Origin of the sequence: Gordonia malaquae NBRC 108250 (assembly GCF_000344135.1) — a bacterium.
In the GTDB taxonomy this organism is placed as follows: Bacteria; Actinomycetota; Actinomycetes; order Mycobacteriales; family Mycobacteriaceae; genus Gordonia; species Gordonia malaquae.
The window spans coordinates 61,128-77,628 of the sequence record NZ_BAOP01000025.1 but is presented as its reverse complement, the minus strand read 5'-3'; the positions used below and the strand labels follow the sequence as shown (position 1 = coordinate 77,628).

Here is a 16,501-nt window from a genome sequence, read left to right as displayed (position 1 = left end):
GCCCGCAAGCCGCCGTATCGGAGCATTATCCAGGCATGGACGAAGCCGATCTTCCAGAGATTGATCTGCTTGTGATCACTGGGAAGCAGATGGTGGACGACATTGCCCGAACTAAAGGTGGGCTTGTCGTATCGAAGGAGGTTCACGATCTTCTTGCAGGCAGGGATCAGTTTGTCGAGAAGATGCCGAGGCCAATGGATCGGGACGGAAACCCCATTCTTAAAGTGCCGAAACTCGGCAGGTAGACAATTGGGTCAGCATTTGCAGGTCTCGGTTGTTTCAGGTGAGAAATTCAGGATCCGAGCCAGACGGGGTGATCCCGAGAGAGATGGGGAGTGTACATGAACAGAGCGATGTTGCGCGAGGTTCTTGGGAGCGCGCAGGTGCTCCTCGGCGAAGACTGGGACCTCGCCGGATCTGGTAGGAGCCCTATTCTAGTTCGCCGACCGGTGGGGTGGTGGGTGCAGTTCATATATCATGAAACTGGCGCAGGAGGGAATCTTGTCAGTTATGGAGGACTCCTCGCTAAGCCGCTGCCGGCGTCGGAGGCGGGTGACGCAGGCGTTTCTGTAGGCGACGCTTTTAGGAAAGCGCGGGTTGATTTGAGGGGCTCCCTGAGTCCTGAGTCGGTAGCGAAACTCGCGGTGCTCTCGGATGAACTTGTCTTCCTGCGCGAGGGTGATTTGCATCAGGGCCTTGAATATTCTGAACTCCGTCGGAGTATCTGGATTGAGAAGGGAAAGGATCATAGAATCTACAGGGGGAGTTCGCGCCATTTGCTCGTTATGCGTCGGGTTCTCATGGGGTCCCGATCTCGGGATGATCTGATTGGCGACGTTCGGTGGGTTCTCGAAGAAGGGGACCGAGGATTGGACAACTACGGTCTCCGCATTCCCGGGGTCACCAACCGCGAATTCTTCGGAGGGCTCTTGGCTAACCTCGAAACAGCTGATCGCGCGGGTTTGAATGATCTTCTGCTGTCCACGCGGAAGCATTCACTTGAAGGTTTGGGTATCCCGGAAGAGATGATCGCGGACGTCGATGTGCCCGAGCCTTTGGTGGCGTGGTGAGTACGTACGGGTTCGTGTTGATTGCCGACGTCCAGGACGAGTTGGCGGCGAAGCGGATCGCGGCGCGGGTTGCCGAGTTGATGCCGACTGCTCTGCCGGGATGGGATCCGCGGGCCGACTTGGACTTCGACGTTGTCGCGACGGCCGACGGTGCACGATTGCTTCTGGAATGGCCGGGCATGGTGGTCGGGTCTTCGGAAGCGACGTTATTTGTCGGGGACGTCTCGGGTCGTGCGGTGATCTGTGAGGATCTCGACGAGTTCGGTGTGGTGTTCCAGGTGTGGTCGCTCGATCCTGCCGGGAACACGCCGGCGTACCGATCGCATGTTCAGGATCCTGAACTCGACATCTCCGATGAACTCGCATCGCGGAACATCGTCGGCGGTGATGCGGCCGCAGCGGCAGCTGCGTTGTTCGACCGGTCGCCGAGTGGGCTGATCGCGTTGGAGGACGACCCGGAGCCGATCGTGAGCGGGCTCGGCCGGGTGGCGACTCCATTCGAGCCGTGGCTTGAAGCGCTGGGACTCGTGTGGCCTGAACTGGCCTAGAGGGGGGGGTGGCGTTCGGCCTCGTACAGCAGACTCGCCGTGCCGTGCGCGGATCGTCGATAGGCTGCAAGACGTGTCTTCTCAGTCCCGCATCGTGGCCGCTTCAGCGGTGGTCGCCGACGGCGTAGTCCACCGCCCAGGTTGGTTCGAAGTTCGGGCCGGCATGGTCGAAGCCGTAGGGAAGGGACGTCCTCCGAGCGAACCGGATCTCGAGTTCGCTTCCGGGATAATTGTTCCGGGGTTCGTCGACATGCACGTGCACGGCGGCGGGGGAGCGTCGTACACCGACGGTGACGCCGATCAGGTGCGAGCGGCCTCGGAGTTTCACCGATCGCACGGGACGACGACGACCGTCGCCAGCACGGTCAGCGCGAGCCCCGACGAACTCGCCGAGATCGTCGGGCGCCTCGCTCCGCTCGTCCGTTCGGGAGCGATCGCAGGCATTCACCTCGAAGGACCGTGGATCGCGCATTCGCGGTGCGGCGCCCACGCCCCAGACCGGCTCCGCAGTCCCGACCTCGCCGAGATCGACAACCTGCTCGACATCGCCGACGGCACGATCGCCATGGTCACGATGGCGCCGGAGCTCCCCGGAGCGCTGGACGCGATCACCCGATTCGTCACGGCAGGCGTGCGGGTCGCCGTCGGGCACACGGACGCGACTTTCGCCCAGACGCAGGCGGCGCTCGACGCAGGCACCAGCGTCGCGACCCACCTGTTCAACGCGATGGCGCCGCTCGGGCACCGCGAGCCGGGACCGATCCTCGCGTTGCTCTCGGACCCGCGTGCGGTGGTGGAGTTGATCGGTGACGGCGTCCACCTGCATCCGTCGCTCGTCGCGCAGGTGCAGCAGAGCGTGGGAGCCGATCGGGTGGCGCTGGTGACCGACGCGATGGTCGCCGCGGGCATGTCGGACGGAGACTACGTTCTCGGCTCCCTCGAGGTGTACGTCCGCGACGGCGTCGCCCGGCTGCGCAGCACGGATGCGATCGCCGGGAGCACCGCAACGATGGACGGACTGTTCGCCCGGACGGTGCGCGGACTGCGCGCGGCTCCCGTCCCGATGACCGACGACGACGCGCTCATCGCCGCGTCCACGATGTGCTCGAGGACGCCTGCGCGGGTCCTCGGCCGAGACGACATCGGAGTCCTCGCCGTGGGTAGGCGCGCCGACTTCGTGGTCCTCGACGCCGACCTGCGCGTGATCGGAGTTGAGAAGAGTTGACCCGAACCCCGCGTCACACCTCCCACCAGGGGCGTGTGCGCCGTAGGGTGTGAAAGCAAGCCTGTTCGGAACGGCCGGCGGGCTCGACAACGTCTCCTCGGAGGGAACCCCGATGACTGGCAAGAAGACTCTGCTCGCCCGCCTGGAGGAAGAGGTCAAGCGCCTCTCCAATGAAGTCGTCGCCCTGCGCGACACCGTTCTGGCGTACTCGCCGCTGAACAAGAAGGACGCGGCTCCTGAGCCCGCGAAGCCAGCACCTGCCAAGCCGGACAAGAAGGCCGAGCCCGCCGCTGCGGCGAAGCCGGCCGCAGCCCCGGCCAAGAAGGCAGAACCGGCGAAGTCGGCCGCGAAGCCCGCAGCGACGAAGGCTGCTCCGGCGAAGAAGTCGACTCCTGCGAAGAAGACCGCGGCCAAGTCCGCGGCGCCGAAGAAGGACGCCCCCGCCAAGAAGGCGACCCCGGCCAAGAAGGCTGCTCCTGCCAAGCCCGCTGCCGCCACGAAGCCCGCCGCTGCCGCGAAGCCCTCAGCCGCTGCGAAGCCCGCTGCTGCTGCGAAGCCTGCCGAAACGAAGCCTGCGCCCGCGAAGCCGGCCGCCGCGGCCGCCGACAAGCCCGTTGCCGCTGCGAAGCCCGCGAGCCCGGCGAAGCCCGCGGCATCCAAGCCCGCGCCCGCGAAGTCGGGTGCGAAGACCGTCGCCGAGCTGAAGGCCGAAGCCAAGGCCAAGGGCGTGAAGGGCTACTCGAGCATGACCAAGGCGCAGCTCACCGAAGCCCTCAAGTAACTCCCGCACGACTGCTCGAAATCACCCGTATTCGCCAGAGAACAAGGAGGACCGGGGTTGTCCCAGGTCGTCAAGGGAGTCATCTCCCGAACCAAGAACGCACCGACCGAACTCGTGGACATCGTGATCCCGGACCCGGGTGCAAACGACGTCGTCGTGAAGATCCAGACGTGCGGCGTCTGCCACACCGACCTCGCGTACGCCACCGGCGGCATCAACGACGAGTACCCGTTCCTGCTCGGTCATGAGGCCGCTGGTGTGGTCGAGTCGGTCGGCTCGGGCGTCACTCACGTCGAGGTCGGCGACTTCGTCGTCCTCAACTGGCGTGCGGTCTGCGGCGAGTGCCGGGCGTGCAAGCGTGGCCGTCCCTGGTACTGCTTCGACACTCACAATGCGAGCGTCCCGATGACCCTCACCGACGGCACCGAACTGTCGCCCGCCCTCGGCATCGGCGCGTTCGCGGAGAAGACCCTGGTGCACGAAGGTCAGTGCACGAAGGTCGATCCGGACGTCGACCCGGCGGTCGCCTGCCTCCTGGGCTGCGGCGTGATGGCCGGTCTCGGTGCGGCGATGAACACCGGCGGCGTGTCGCGCGGCGATTCGGTCGCCGTGATCGGCTGCGGCGGTGTCGGCGACGCAGCGATCGCGGGTGCTCGTCTGGCCGGCGCGACGACGATCATCGCCGTCGACCGTGACCCCGGAAAGTTCGCATGGGCCACCGAACTCGGCGCGACCCACACCGTAGACGCGTCGTCGGTCGACGACGTCGCCGAGGCGATCCGCGAGCTCACCGACGGCAACGGCGCCGACGTCGTGATCGACGCGGTCGGACGTCCCGAGACGTACGAGACCGCGTTCTACGCTCGCGACCTCGCGGGCACCGTGGTGCTCGTCGGGGTTCCGACTCCGGAGATGCGCCTGGAGATGCCGCTCGTCGACTTCTTCAGCCGCGGTGGTGCGCTCAAGTCGTCGTGGTACGGCGACTGCCTGCCCGAACGGGACTTCCCGATGCTCGTCGATCTGCACCTGCAGGGGCGTCTCCCGCTGGACAAGTTCGTCACCGAGCGGATCGCGATCGACGGCGTGGACGAGGCGTTCAAGTCGATGGAGGCGGGCAAGGTGCTGCGCTCGGTGGTTCAGCTGTGAGGATCGACCGGGTCGTCACTTCCGGCACGTTCTCGCTCGACGGCGGGACGTGGGACGTCGACAACAACGTGTGGGTGGTCGGCGACGACACCGAAGCTGTGATCATCGACGCCGCCCACGATGCCGCGCCGATTCTGGCGGCAGTGGGGGAGCGTCGGGTGGTGGCGATCGTGCTGACACACGCGCACAACGACCACATCGGCGTCGCGCCCGAACTGGCCGAGGCCACCGGTGCGCCGATCCTGCTGCACTCGGCCGACGAGATGCTCTGGGAGCAGACACATCCGGGCGTCGCGCACGGTGAGCTCGCCGACGGCCAGGTGATCGAGGTGGGCGGTGAGCGGCTGGAGGTGATCAACACTCCCGGGCACTCTCCGGGTTCGTGCGTGATCTGGTCGCCGTCGTCGAAGGTCCTGTTCAGCGGCGACACCCTGTTCCAGGGCGGACCGGGCGCCACGGGCCGCTCGTTCTCGAACTTCGACGACATCATCGCGTCGATCCGCGATCGGATCCTGGTCCTCGACGACGACACCCGCGTGTGCACCGGTCACGGCGACGACACGACCGTCGGCGCTGAGGCCGGAGACCTCGCCGAGTGGATTAGGCGTGGTCACTGACGGTTCGGGCGATACATCTCCTCGACTGCGCTCGGAGACCCGCCGGGTGCGCTCGGAGATCCGCCGGGTCGTCACGCGCCTGACGCCGTTGTCCATGCGTGGCTACCAGCGACGGTGGCTGCGCGCCGACGTGATCGCGGGCGTGTCGCTCGCGGCCGTCGCGATACCGGAGGCGATGGGCTACAGCTCCATCGCGCAGGTCCCGCTCGGAGCGGGTCTCTACTCGCTCATCGTCCCGGCCATCGTGTTCGCGCTCGTCGGAGCGTCTCGGCTGATGGTCGTCGGTGCGGATTCGGCGACGGCAGCGCTCCTCGCCTCGGGGATCGCCGGTCTCGGGGTCGCTGGGTTGAACCCGTCGACTCCGGATTGGCTCGCGTGGGCGGGCTTGATAGCGCTGGTCACGGGTGCGATGCTCTTGCTCGCGTGGGTGCTGCGCCTCGGGTTTCTCGGCGATTTCTTGTCGACCGCGGTCCTCACCGGCTTCCTCGCTGGAGTCGGTGTCTTGGTGGTCACCGAGCAGGTTCCGGGACTGCTCGGGATCGAGCGCGCTCACGGCAGTCACGTGTGGGGCAAGTGGGCGTTTGTGGCGACGCATCTGGGTGACGTGCGGTGGCAGGCCGTCGTCTTCGGCGCCGTCACCGTTGTCGCGTTGTTTCTCGTGAAACGTTTCCGTCCGCAGCTTCCGATGCCGATACTCGTTGTCGTCGGCGCGATCGCGCTGGTGATGCTGTTCGATCTGGCCGCCGTCCCCACCATCGGCGACGTTCACGCGGGCTTGCCGACCATCAGTTTCCCGGCGTGGACCGCGGTGTGGGCGAAGGCGCCCGAACTCCTGACCGTCTCCTTCGGCTGCGTGTTGGTGATCCTCGCGCAGAGCGCCGCGACCGCTCGCAGTTTCGCGCAGAGCCACGGCGACCACGTCGACGTGAACCGCGACATCCTGGGCCTGTCCGCGGCGAACGTCTCCGCGGCTTTCACCGGTTCTTTTGTGGTCAACGGCAGTCCCACCAAGACGGCGGTACTCGATCAGCAGAAGGGGCGGACGCAGCTCGCCAATGTGACGATGGCGCTGACGACGCTGGCGGTGGTCGCGTTCGCGTCGCCGCTGCTCGCCCATCTGCCGGAGGCGGTGCTCGCCGGCGTGGTGTTCGTCGTGGGCGTCGAGTTGATCCACCTCAGATCTTTCCGCAGCATCTGGCGGATCCGGCGGATAGAGTTCGGCGTCGCGGTGGTGACGACGGCGATGGTCGTCGGATTCGGAGTGCTCACCGGGATCGTCACGGCGATGGTTCTGTCCTTGTTGCAGATGATTCATCGGCAGTACCGCCCGGATCGGTTCGTGATCGGGGTGGGCGACGACGGTCGGCGACAGTACGAGCCGGCGAAACCCGGCCACCAGAGCCTGCCGGGGCTCATCGTCTTCCGGTACGACGCCGATCTCTTCTATGCCAATGTCGGGCGCTTCTCCGATGACGTCACGGCGCTCGTGAAAGGCGCGCCCGACCCGGTCAAGTGGCTGGTCCTGGACTGTTCCGCAGTCTCCGACGTCGACTACTCCGCAGCCAAGGCGATCAGCAGTCTCATCGGGTTCGTGCACTCGGTCGGTGCGCGCTTTGTCCTCGCCGGTGTGACGCCTGAGCTGCGCGAGTCGCTCGACTCCGCTCGGATCATGAGCGAGATCTCCGCCGACCTGGTGTTTCCCGGTGTCGGTTCTGCTGTACGGGCCTTTCGCGCTGACCACGGTCACCCCGCGTCGACGCCCGACGCACGTTAGCCAGGCATTTCGAGGTTCCGCGCATGTCTTTCAGTGGACCTCACGGCATTCCGACTCGCGCCTACGCTAGCGCTCCGGCACGGCTCAATGAGCAAAAGAGGTCCTCCACCGCGGTGCGGTGGAGGACCTCCGGAAGATGTGGATCAGGCTGAAGTCTCGACTCCTTCGGCCTCGTCGACGTCCGCGTCGGTGCGACGGTCCGATTCGCCGACCTGGGCGGCGACGGTCGGGCGGTTTCGCTTGAGCCACGCCCAGCTGCCGACGATGCCGACGACCGCGACGAAGAAGATGATCGCGACCCAGAAGCGGTTGCCCTCGGGGAACGGGTTGAAGCTCTTCCAATAGATGAGCCCGGATCCGAACGCTGCGAGCAGCACCGAGATTCCGATCCCGAAGCCGACCGACCTCGTGCGCATCGCGTACCAGCCTGCCGCCAAGACCGTCGCGCCGTACGACGCCACGAGCATGTAACCGGCGAAGGTGCCGAGCAGCGAGTAGGTGGTCGTCGCCCGTGCCAGCAGCGCGCCGAGCACACTCACGATCAGATAGATCGCGCCGAGAGTGAGGACGGCGGTTCGCGGAGTGCGGTGCACCGGGTCGACACCGGACAGCGCCTTCGGCAGCATTCCGTCGCGAGCCATGGTGTACACGGTGCGGCTGGTGCCGGCCATGATGCCGAGGGTGGATCCGAAGAAGCTGATCGCGACGCCCGGGTTGATGAGGTGAGCGAGCCAGCCGACGTCGTAGTGCGTGGCGAGGACGTCGAGCGGCGCGTCGATGCCGTCCATCGGGACGTCGCGGAAGCCGAGGACGATCACGTAGGTGCCCGCGAGGTAGAGCAAGCCGCACGCGGAGACCGATCCGACCACGGCGAGGCTGATGGCGCGCTTCGGATTACGGGCTTCACGGCCGAGAGTGACGGCGTGATCGAACCCGGCCATCGAGAACACCGAGAAGCCTGCCGTGGCGAGGATCGCGGCCATGGAGAATCCGCTGAAGTCGAACTGGCGGCCGTCGACAGGTCCGCCGGGGACGCGGACCAGGATGACGACGAACAGGATGACGATCACGATGATCGTCAAGAACTCGATCAGGAGCAGGAGCTTGGCGGACAGCTTCACTTCGCGCAGCGAGAGTGCGGTCACGGCGATGGCGACGACGGCTGAGCAGCTGGCGAGGATCCACGGGTTGTACGGCACGCCGAGCTTGCGGAGCCACGCGTCGAGGTAGATCGCCGCACCCAGCACGCAGGCGGGGCCGGAGACGAGCGACGACGCGAGGTGCGCGAACATCACGAAGTAGCCGGGACCGCGTCCGGCGGCGCGGGTGGTGAGGCCGTAGATGCCGCCGGTGGTGGTGAACCTGCGAGCGAGCCAGGCGATGCCGCCGGCGAAACCGAGGACCAGGAGCGATGTCACCGCCCAGGTGACCCAGCTGAGCGCTCCGACCTGCTGCATGATGACGCCGATGGCGAGGGCGAGTGTCGACGCGGGAGCCAGAATGCCGAGTGAGACGCCGAAGACCGCCCATAGGGGCAGGACGCCCTGGGGCAGATCCTCGGACGTCGACGTGTCGGTCGTCGTGGGTGGGCTGGTGGTCACGGATCCTCCATTAACTGAGCCGTCAGTCAGATACCTAGAGAATGGTGATCCCGCTCACCGGGAATGTCAAGCGATGACGTGGAACACGCCACGCAGTCCCAGGTCAGTAAGGTGAACGCGCCCGAGCGTCGTCGATCGGACGGGTCAGGTCAGGTGTTGATGCCGCCGGACGATCACCGCCGCTGCGCGGATCGACCTGTCGCCCACCTGCAGTCCAGGCCGAAGCAACCGAGCAACCGTGCGATCCTCGGCGACGTCGCCGGTGTCGACGACGTCGACGGCCTCCATGGTGCGAGCGTCGAATGTCGCGCCGGGCGAGGGGACCACAAGCACGCCGTTCCGCCCGCTGATCACCCGATCGAGCCCGGCGGCGATCGCTGCGAACGCGGCACTATCGGCGTCGTCGGCGCTCTCCGCACAGAGGGTTGCGTCGGTGTAGAGGGCGAACAGGTCGACCAGCAGGGGCAGGTCGGCGCCCGCCGCGGCCTGCTTGGCACGACTGCGGTCCGACTCGACGAGTCGATCGAGAGTCTGCGCCTGCCGGGCGATCACCCGAGCCAGGTCTTCGACAGTCTCCGCGACCTGTGCGATGGTCGCGGACTCGGGGCCTGCATCGGATTCGGCATCGGGGCTCACGCGGTCCATGGTCGCATTTGTGTCGGCGGCGGGGATTGTTTGAGGTGGATCATTTTCAGTGGCGGCACGGCGTCGCCGCCGCTGTTACGATCCCCGATCGTGGGTGTATACGGAATCGACCTGGGAACCACCAACTCCGCGATTGCGACGATCGATGCCGATGGACGCCCCGAGGTGGTGATCGGACTGGGCGGGGCCCCGACCACGCCGTCGGTGGTCCTCCTCCCGAGCGCGAACGATCACATGGTCGGTGAAGGCGCCCGACGTCAGGCGCGCCTGGACCCCGACAATGTCTGCGCGCTCGTCAAACGGCGGATGGGCGACGCCGACTGGAGGTTCGTCGCCCACGGGCAGACGTGGTCGGCTCCGGCGATCTCCGCCCTGATCCTCAAGTCGTTGGCCTCCGACGCCGCTTTCGCCAGCGAGAAGGTGGAGCGCGCGGTTATCACGGTCCCCGCCTACTTCGGAGACGAGGAGCGACGGGCAACCGTACAGGCGGGCACGTATGCGGGCCTCGACGTGGTCGGTGTGCTGTCCGAGCCGATCGCGGCAGCGCTGTCGTACGGCTTTCGGCGCCTCACCGACACGAGCGCCGCGTCGGGAAGCACCGATGAAACCGTCCTCGTCTACGACCTCGGCGGCGGAACGTTCGATGCGACGGTGATCGAACTGGCCGACCGCCGGATCTCGGTGCTCGCGGTGGAGGGAGATCATCAGCTCGGCGGCGCCGACTGGGATGAACGCCTCGCACTCCACCTGTCCCGTCGGTTCTGCGAGGAGCATCCCGACGCCGAGGACCCGCTCGACGATTCGGCCGGTTCGCAGGCGCTGATTCTCGCCGCCGAGCGGGCGAAGCACGAGCTGACCGATGCCGAGTCGACGACAGTCATCATCGCGCACGACGGGGCGCGGTCGGTGATCGCCGTGTCCCGAGCCGATCTCGAAGAACTCACCGCCGGACTGCTGAACCGGACGCTCGACCTCACGCGGGCATGCGTCGCGGCCGCCCGCGACCGCGGCGTCACCAGGCTGAGCCGGATACTGCTCGTGGGTGGGTCGTCCCGGATGCCCGCGGTCGCCCGCGAGGTCGGTGCCGCGCTCGGCATCACACCCGAGCTCACCGACCCCGATCTCGCGGTGGCCCGCGGTGCCGCCGTGTACGGCGAGAAACTCGAGATCGAACGTCTCGTCGCCGCCGATCTGCGTACACGTGGCCGTCTGTCCGACGGTGCGCCGCTGTTCACCGCTGACCCGGGCGACGTCGACGGCGCGTGCGCGCGGGTGGCGGCCGCGTTCGGGCTGCCGGTTTCCGGTGTTCGACGGATGCTGGAGATCACCGTCGACACCGTCGTCTCCCGCGGTTTCGGGGTGCTTGCGGTGGGACGCAGCGGTGAAACGGAGGCGACCTGGCTGGTGCATCGCAATCAGACGCTGCCGATCCGGGTCCGTCGTTCGTTCGGCACCATGCGAATGAACCAGGATCGAATCGAGCTGGTCGTCGTCGAACAGCAGGGGCAAGCCCTGTCACCGCATCCGGAGGATGCGAAGGTGCTCATCGAGGGCAGCATCACCGACATTCCGTTCGGCTACGACGAGGGCAGCGAAGTCCAGGTGACATTCGAGATGGGCTTCGACGGCGTGCTGCACGTGACGGCGTTCCACGTCGAGGCGCAGATCCCGCTGACCATGTCGGCCCGGACGGGTGCGACGCTGTCGCAGGCCGAGGTGGCCCGCGAACTCGACCAGGTTCACCGCACTCGTCGACGCGATGTCTGAGTGCCGGCGATGAGCAGTCCTGCGTTGCACCCCTTCGTCCCCAACGACTACCGCAAGCGAGTGCTGGCGGCGGTCGAACGTCGCGGCGGCCCCGACGCGTCCGACGTGTTCGAGCTGTACGACATTCCCGTCGAATCTGCCGGCGCACTGCCGGACGACGTGGTCGCGGCCCGCATCGACGAGGTGTGGGCGTTCTGGCAGAAGCATCGCGACCACCCCAAGTATCGGGTGCTCGTCGGTCGGCTCGTCGCCGAACACGAGACCCGGTCGGCGGCGCTGCGGTTCGCGGCGGCCCGAGCGGCTCAGGCGGGTGTGGTGGCCGCGCGCCGGGAGGTTCGCGATGCCGAACGGTATCGCCTGCTCGACAGCGCGATCGAACGCCTGCAGGCCCGATACGGCGGAATCCCGACGTCCAAGCGGGCCGGTCTCGACGACGTGGGGGCGATGGGGGGACTCACCCCTGACGAAGTCGCGACGAGATTGCGCCGATACCGAACAGTCGACGACGGCGCGTCGACCCCACAGTCGTCGTCGACGGATTCGTCGAGCCTGACCGACCGTCGACTCGAACAGATCGACGAACTCCTCGGCGAGTTCAACCGCCTGCGCGACGAGGCGCCGACGCCGACACTGTTCGGTCTGCTGTTGCTGACGCTGGACGACGCCGACAACCGCGCCGAGGTACAGGCGCGGACGGAATCGTTGTCGCAACGCGCTCGGGAACTCGGCGCCGGACGGATGCGCGCCGTGATCGACGAACTGCTCCTGCATGTGCGAGACGTGCTTCTCGGCGACCCGGCGACCGCGGCCGCCTACGCCGACGCCATGACCGGCCGGATCGCGGAGTATCTGCGTCCTCGGATCCGGGCGGCCGTCCTGATCGAGGACGAACTCCTCGCCGAGGATCGAGACTTCCTGCGCCAGGAGGCGATCGACCGCGGCGCGGGCCCGGTAGGGGCGGAAAGGCTGATCGGTTCGATAGCAGCCGAGTTCGGCGCGACGGTGACATCGGGCGTCGCCGCAGGCCAGACGGCCGCCGCGCCGCGTCGAGACTGGGCCGAGCCGTTGCGTGAGGCGCGCGGCATGCTGCGCGAGGGCCGGCCGGTCCAGGCGCGTTCAGTGCTCAAGCGAGCTCGTCGCCTGGCGGGCGACGACGTCGACGCCGGTCGGCAGATCGAGGCGGTCGCCGACGAAGTCGGCCGGGCCATCCGCGACGCGCAGCAGCGGTGGCGGCAGGCGGAGGCGGACGCGGCGGCCGGTCACCACGCCTCCGCGCTGGAGACGTTGGAATGGCTGGCGCGACATGCCTCTGACATCGACATCCTCCGTACGTCCGGTCCGGGACTCGCCGAGGCCCTCGAGAACTCCCGACGGTTGCTCGACGCCGCCCCGTCGGATGTGGGCGCGGTGACTCCCGCGGGTCCGGTGTCTGCCGAGAGGACTGCCGACGGCTCGATCAGGGTGAGTTGGCTGCCCTCACCCGATTCCGGCGCGAGTTATCGGGTGGTCCGGCACACGCCGGACGGTCGTCAGCAGACGGTCGGACGCACCGCCGCAACCGAATTGGAGGACGGCGGCTCAATCGGCGTCGATGTCCCGGTGTACGAGGTCACGACGATCGTCGACGGTCGGCATTCGGTGCCGACTCGCTCGGGGGAGACTGTCGAACCGGCTGCTCCCGTCGGGCGCGAGCCGCGAGTGCCCGACCCGGATCTGCCGCCTGTGGGCGGGGTGGCGGCGACCGCAGATCGGGTGACGTTCGTCTGGCCGCCCGGGGTCACCGAGGTGATGGTCGTCATTCGAGGAGACGAATCCCCGAACGCCCCCGACGACCCCTTCTCGACTCCACGCAAAGTGACGATCACGCGCTACGAGCTCGACGGCGGATTCGTCATTCCAGCTGAACTGGCACGTCCATGCCACGTGGCGGTGGCGAGTTGTCGACGTGACCCCGCCGGAGGTCTTGTCATCGCGTCGTCGTTCGGTCCGGACGCTCGTGCCGTGGCGGCTGATGAGGGGCGATGATCATCGGCGCAACGTAGGCTGGTGACCGTCCTTGACATTGGTGCCTTCTGTCACAAGTAGGTCATCACGACCAGGTCGGTCACGCCGAGCGGAAGGAGCCGTCTGAAGATGGCCATCGACTACAACAAGCGTCCCAATCCCCAGCCCGCCGCACCTGCTCAACAGCAGCCGCCGCAGCCGCCGGTGTCTCTGCAGAAGCTGACGCTGACCAAGTCGGCGCCGAGCGTGTCGCTGACCAAACAGGGTTCGACCACCGGACACCTCCGGGTGAACCTGAACTGGACGCAGGGCAGAGGCGGCGGTCTCTTCCGCAGATCCAGCGGGGTCGATCTGGACCTGGCCTGCCTGTGGGAGTTCACCGATGGGACCAAGGGCATCGTTCAGGCACTCGGCAATTCTTTCCAGGCGCCCCGGACGGGGAATCCGGTCATCTACCTCGACGGTGACGATCGTTCCGGTTCTGTCGCCGGCGGCGAGAACATGTACATCGACCTCTCGCAGTCGCAGCGGATCCGCCGGATCCTGATCTTCGCGTACATCTATGAGGGCACGCCCAACTGGGCGAGCGCCAACGGTGTCGTCACCGTGTTCCCGCAGAGTGGGCCCCAGATCGAAGTCCTTCTCGACGACGCGACCAACGGCGCCGTCTCGTGCGCCATCGCGCTGTTGGAGAACCGCAACGGTGAACTGGTGATCAACCGCGAAGTGCGCTACATCCGAGGCGCACAGGACGCCGTCGACCACGCCTACGGCTGGGGAATGAATTGGAAGGGCGGCCGTAAGTAGCCTCAGTACGCCGCGCCTGACCGCACGGCGTCGACGGGCACGATGTCGACGCCGAGCGGCATGAGCGAGATCGGGATCATCTTGAAGCTGGCGATGCCCAACGGGATGCCGATGATGGTGATGCACAGGGCGATGCCGGTGGTGATGTGCCCGATGGCCAGCCAGATGCCCGCGACGATCATCCAGATCACATTGCCGATCAACGAGGCGGTGCCCGCCTCCGGCTTGGGCACGGTGGTGCGCCCGAACGGCCACAGTGCGTATCCGGCGATCCGGAACGACGCGATCCCGAACGGGATCGTGATGATCAGGATGCAGCAGATGACGCCCGCGACGGCGTAGCCGACGGCCATCCAGAATCCGCACAGGACCAGCCAGATGATGTTCAGGAGTGGTCGCATGGATCCATCATCCACTGCCGCATAAGGTTGCGACATGGGAAATCACCCTGATCGGAATCTGGGTCGCCGCGCCGTCTGGTCGGTGCTGACAACAGTGGTGCTCGTGGTCCGGGTGGTGGCGACGATCGTCGCGACATTCTGCGTGTTCGCATGGATCGTCGCCGCGTTCCGAGACAGCCTCATGAATCCCTGGCTGTGGTGGGCGGTCGGCTCCGTCATCGCGATCGTCGTGAGCACCTACCTGTACAGCTACCTGCGTGTTCGGTATCCCAGCGCGTCGGAGCGCTGGGAGGAGTGACTACTTCCGAGCCGCCGCGATGATCGTGACCAGGCCGCCCGCCATGGCGACGTTCTTGAGGAACTGAACCTTCTGCTGGGCCCGTGCGGCCGGGTCGTCGTAGGTCCAGAATCCGTGGCCCGCGATCGTCGTCGGGATCAGCGACGCGAGGACGAGTCCCGGGGCCGCCGGTCAAGACTCGGCCGACCGCGGGGAGCGGGTTCATCTGTTGATTCCTCTCGTTGATGTCTCCGCGCCTCGCGGACCGACCGGTCCAGTCTGCCTCAGCCCGCGCGCACTCGTCGTTCGATGTCCGCACCGAGATCGGCGTCGATGGTGCGCCAGTACTCGAACGCCCGCAGCAGGACGGGTTCGCTCACTCCGTCGAGGAGATGTCCGGCGACGTTGTCGGCGAGTCGGTCGCGCGCGGCGTCGTCGAGCACGTCGCGGACGAGAGTGCCGGGTTGGCCGAAGTCGTCGTCCTCGGCGTGATCGACGTATGCCGACCGCACGATGTCGCCGTCCGCGGCCCACTGCGGTTCCACCTGGCCGGGATAGGTCGCGGCGGGTCCACCCTTGGAATTCGGGGCGTACACCGGGTCGCTCACCGGATCGATCCGCATCGCGCCGTCCTTGGAGTAGCTGCGGACCTCGTTGTGCGGACGATTCACCGGGATCTGCTTGTAGTTCGCGCCGAGCCGAGCGCGGTGGGCGTCCGCGTACGCGAACACCCGGCCGAGCAGCATGCGATCCGGGCTGAATCCGATGCCCGGGACGGTGTTGCTCGGTTCGAAGGCGGCCTGCTCGATCTGGGCGTGATTGTCGGTCGGATTGGTGTGCAGCGTCATCTTCCCGACCTCGTGCAGCGGGTAGTCGCCGTGCGGCCACACCTTGGTGAGATCGAACGGATTGAACCGGTAGTTCGCCGCGTCGTCGAACGGCATCAGCTGGACCTTCAACGTCCAGCTCGGGTGATCACCCGCCGCGATCGAGTCGAACAGATCTCGCACGTGGTGATCGCCGTCCGCGCCGGCGAGGCGATCGGCTTCGTCCTGCGTCAGGAACTCGACGCCCTGGTCGGAGATGAAGTGGTACTTGACCCAGTGCTTGACGCCCGCGGCGTTCACCCAGAGATAGGTGTGCGAGCTGTAGCCGTTCATATGGCGCCACGTCTTCGGAATGCCCCGATCGCCCATCAGCCAGGTGACCTGGTGTGCCGATTCGGGTGAGAGCGTTCAGAAGTCCCACTGCATGTCGTGATCGCGGAGGTTGTTGTCGGCGCGACGCTTCTGCGACCGGATGAAGTGCTGGAACTTCAAAGGGTCTTTGATGAAGAACACCGGCGTGTTGTTCCCGACCATGTCGTACACGCCTTCGTCGGTGTAGAACTTCAACGCGAATCCACGCGGGTCACGCCACGTGTCAGGGCTTCCTCGTTCACCCGCGACGGTGGAGAAGCGTGCGACCATCTCGGTCGTCGCACCGGGCTGGAACAGCGACGCGCAGGTGTACTGCGACATGTCGGACGTGGTCTCGAACGTGCCGAACGCCCCGCTGCCCTTCGCGTGCGGTTGGCGTTCCGGGATCCGCTCCCGGTTGAACTGGGCCATCTGTTCGATCAGATAGTGGTCGTGCAGGACTATCGGTCCCGCCGGGCCGACGGTCAGCGAATGCTCGTCGCTGCCGGCCGGAGCACCGGAGTCGGTCGTCGTGTAGGTGGTCTCCTCAGACATGTCACCCTCCCGATCGGTTGAGTGTGGGCTGTGGGGTCGAGTCATCCCGACCCCACATCCGACACTATCGATCGTTCGGACTACGTGCAGCAGTCTGTGGAGCGG

General features: G+C 66.6%; 15 protein-coding genes and 1 pseudogene. 12 read left to right on the top strand and 4 right to left on the bottom strand.

Features of this window, described 5'->3' with window-relative positions; translation table 11 throughout:
• The 8 genes from GM1_RS15880 to GM1_RS15845 all read left to right on the top strand — a co-directional run.
• Nucleotides 1-245, top strand: a 245-nt coding sequence (locus tag GM1_RS15880) for a hypothetical protein (protein WP_217997955.1), incomplete at its 5' end; no start/stop codon positions are given.
• A 96-nt stretch (nucleotides 246-341) separates the two neighbouring features.
• The gene (locus GM1_RS15875; RefSeq protein WP_157436091.1) at nucleotides 342-1,070 is read left to right on the top strand and encodes a hypothetical protein; all 729 of its coding nucleotides are present in this window, start codon (nucleotides 342-344) and stop codon (nucleotides 1,068-1,070) included.
• A complete protein-coding gene (locus GM1_RS15870; protein ID WP_008380471.1) occupies nucleotides 1,067-1,618 on the top strand; it encodes a hypothetical protein in 552 nt (183 codons plus the stop codon). The genes GM1_RS15875 and GM1_RS15870 overlap by 4 nt, the downstream gene beginning before the upstream one ends.
• A 73-nt stretch (nucleotides 1,619-1,691) precedes the next feature.
• Complete coding sequence (locus GM1_RS15865; RefSeq protein ID WP_008380470.1) at nucleotides 1,692-2,843, top strand: N-acetylglucosamine-6-phosphate deacetylase; 1,152 nt, start codon at nucleotides 1,692-1,694, stop codon at nucleotides 2,841-2,843.
• A gap of 112 nt (nucleotides 2,844-2,955) precedes the next feature.
• A complete protein-coding gene (locus GM1_RS15860; RefSeq protein WP_040520406.1) occupies nucleotides 2,956-3,624 on the top strand; it encodes a Rho termination factor N-terminal domain-containing protein in 669 nt (222 codons plus the stop codon).
• Nucleotides 3,625-3,681: 57 nt separating this feature from the next.
• A complete protein-coding gene (locus GM1_RS15855; protein ID WP_008380466.1) occupies nucleotides 3,682-4,770 on the top strand; it encodes an S-(hydroxymethyl)mycothiol dehydrogenase in 1,089 nt (362 codons plus the stop codon).
• Nucleotides 4,767-5,387, top strand: coding sequence for an MBL fold metallo-hydrolase (locus tag GM1_RS15850; RefSeq protein ID WP_008380463.1), 621 nt, complete (start codon nucleotides 4,767-4,769; stop codon nucleotides 5,385-5,387). Before GM1_RS15855 ends, GM1_RS15850 begins: the two co-directional genes overlap by 4 nt.
• A 94-nt stretch (nucleotides 5,388-5,481) precedes the next feature.
• A complete protein-coding gene (locus GM1_RS15845) occupies nucleotides 5,482-7,161 on the top strand; it encodes a SulP family inorganic anion transporter (RefSeq protein ID WP_052005438.1) in 1,680 nt (559 codons plus the stop codon).
• A gap of 143 nt (nucleotides 7,162-7,304) precedes the next feature.
• Here GM1_RS15845 and GM1_RS15840 read toward each other — a convergent pair whose 3' ends face one another.
• The gene (locus tag GM1_RS15840) at nucleotides 7,305-8,762 is read right to left on the bottom strand and encodes an APC family permease (protein ID WP_008380459.1); all 1,458 of its coding nucleotides are present in this window, start codon (nucleotides 8,760-8,762) and stop codon (nucleotides 7,305-7,307) included.
• Between the two features lie 144 nt (nucleotides 8,763-8,906).
• Nucleotides 8,907-9,407 carry a nucleotide exchange factor GrpE gene (grpE, locus tag GM1_RS15835; protein WP_008380457.1) on the bottom strand — a complete coding sequence of 167 codons (501 nt, stop codon included), beginning with the start codon at nucleotides 9,405-9,407 and terminating at the stop codon, nucleotides 8,907-8,909.
• A 90-nt stretch (nucleotides 9,408-9,497) separates the two neighbouring features.
• On the opposite strand from grpE, the gene GM1_RS15830 reads away from it, so the two are divergent.
• From GM1_RS15830 to GM1_RS15820, 3 genes are all read left to right on the top strand, one after another.
• A complete protein-coding gene (locus tag GM1_RS15830) occupies nucleotides 9,498-11,174 on the top strand; it encodes an Hsp70 family protein (RefSeq protein ID WP_008380455.1) in 1,677 nt (558 codons plus the stop codon).
• A gap of 9 nt (nucleotides 11,175-11,183) precedes the next feature.
• On the top strand, nucleotides 11,184-13,199 hold the full coding sequence (locus GM1_RS15825; RefSeq protein WP_008380453.1) for a SaeA-related protein: 2,016 nt from the start codon (nucleotides 11,184-11,186) through the stop codon (nucleotides 13,197-13,199).
• A 108-nt stretch (nucleotides 13,200-13,307) separates the two neighbouring features.
• Nucleotides 13,308-13,985, top strand: a complete 678-nt coding sequence (locus tag GM1_RS15820; protein WP_008380452.1) for a TerD family protein — start codon at nucleotides 13,308-13,310, stop codon at nucleotides 13,983-13,985.
• A 2-nt stretch (nucleotides 13,986-13,987) separates the two neighbouring features.
• Here the strand turns inward: GM1_RS15820 and GM1_RS15815 are convergent, their stop codons facing one another.
• The gene (locus GM1_RS15815) at nucleotides 13,988-14,386 is read right to left on the bottom strand and encodes a YccF domain-containing protein (protein ID WP_008380450.1); all 399 of its coding nucleotides are present in this window, start codon (nucleotides 14,384-14,386) and stop codon (nucleotides 13,988-13,990) included.
• A 34-nt stretch (nucleotides 14,387-14,420) separates the two neighbouring features.
• On the opposite strand from GM1_RS15815, the gene GM1_RS15810 reads away from it, so the two are divergent.
• Nucleotides 14,421-14,684 (top strand): hypothetical protein, encoded by a 264-nt coding sequence (locus GM1_RS15810; RefSeq protein ID WP_008380447.1) that lies wholly within the window; start codon nucleotides 14,421-14,423, stop codon nucleotides 14,682-14,684.
• 263 nt (nucleotides 14,685-14,947) lie between these two features.
• Here GM1_RS15810 and GM1_RS15805 read toward each other — a convergent pair.
• Nucleotides 14,948-16,396 (bottom strand): annotated as a pseudogene (locus GM1_RS15805) (catalase).
• Between the last annotated feature and the right edge of the window lie 105 nt (nucleotides 16,397-16,501).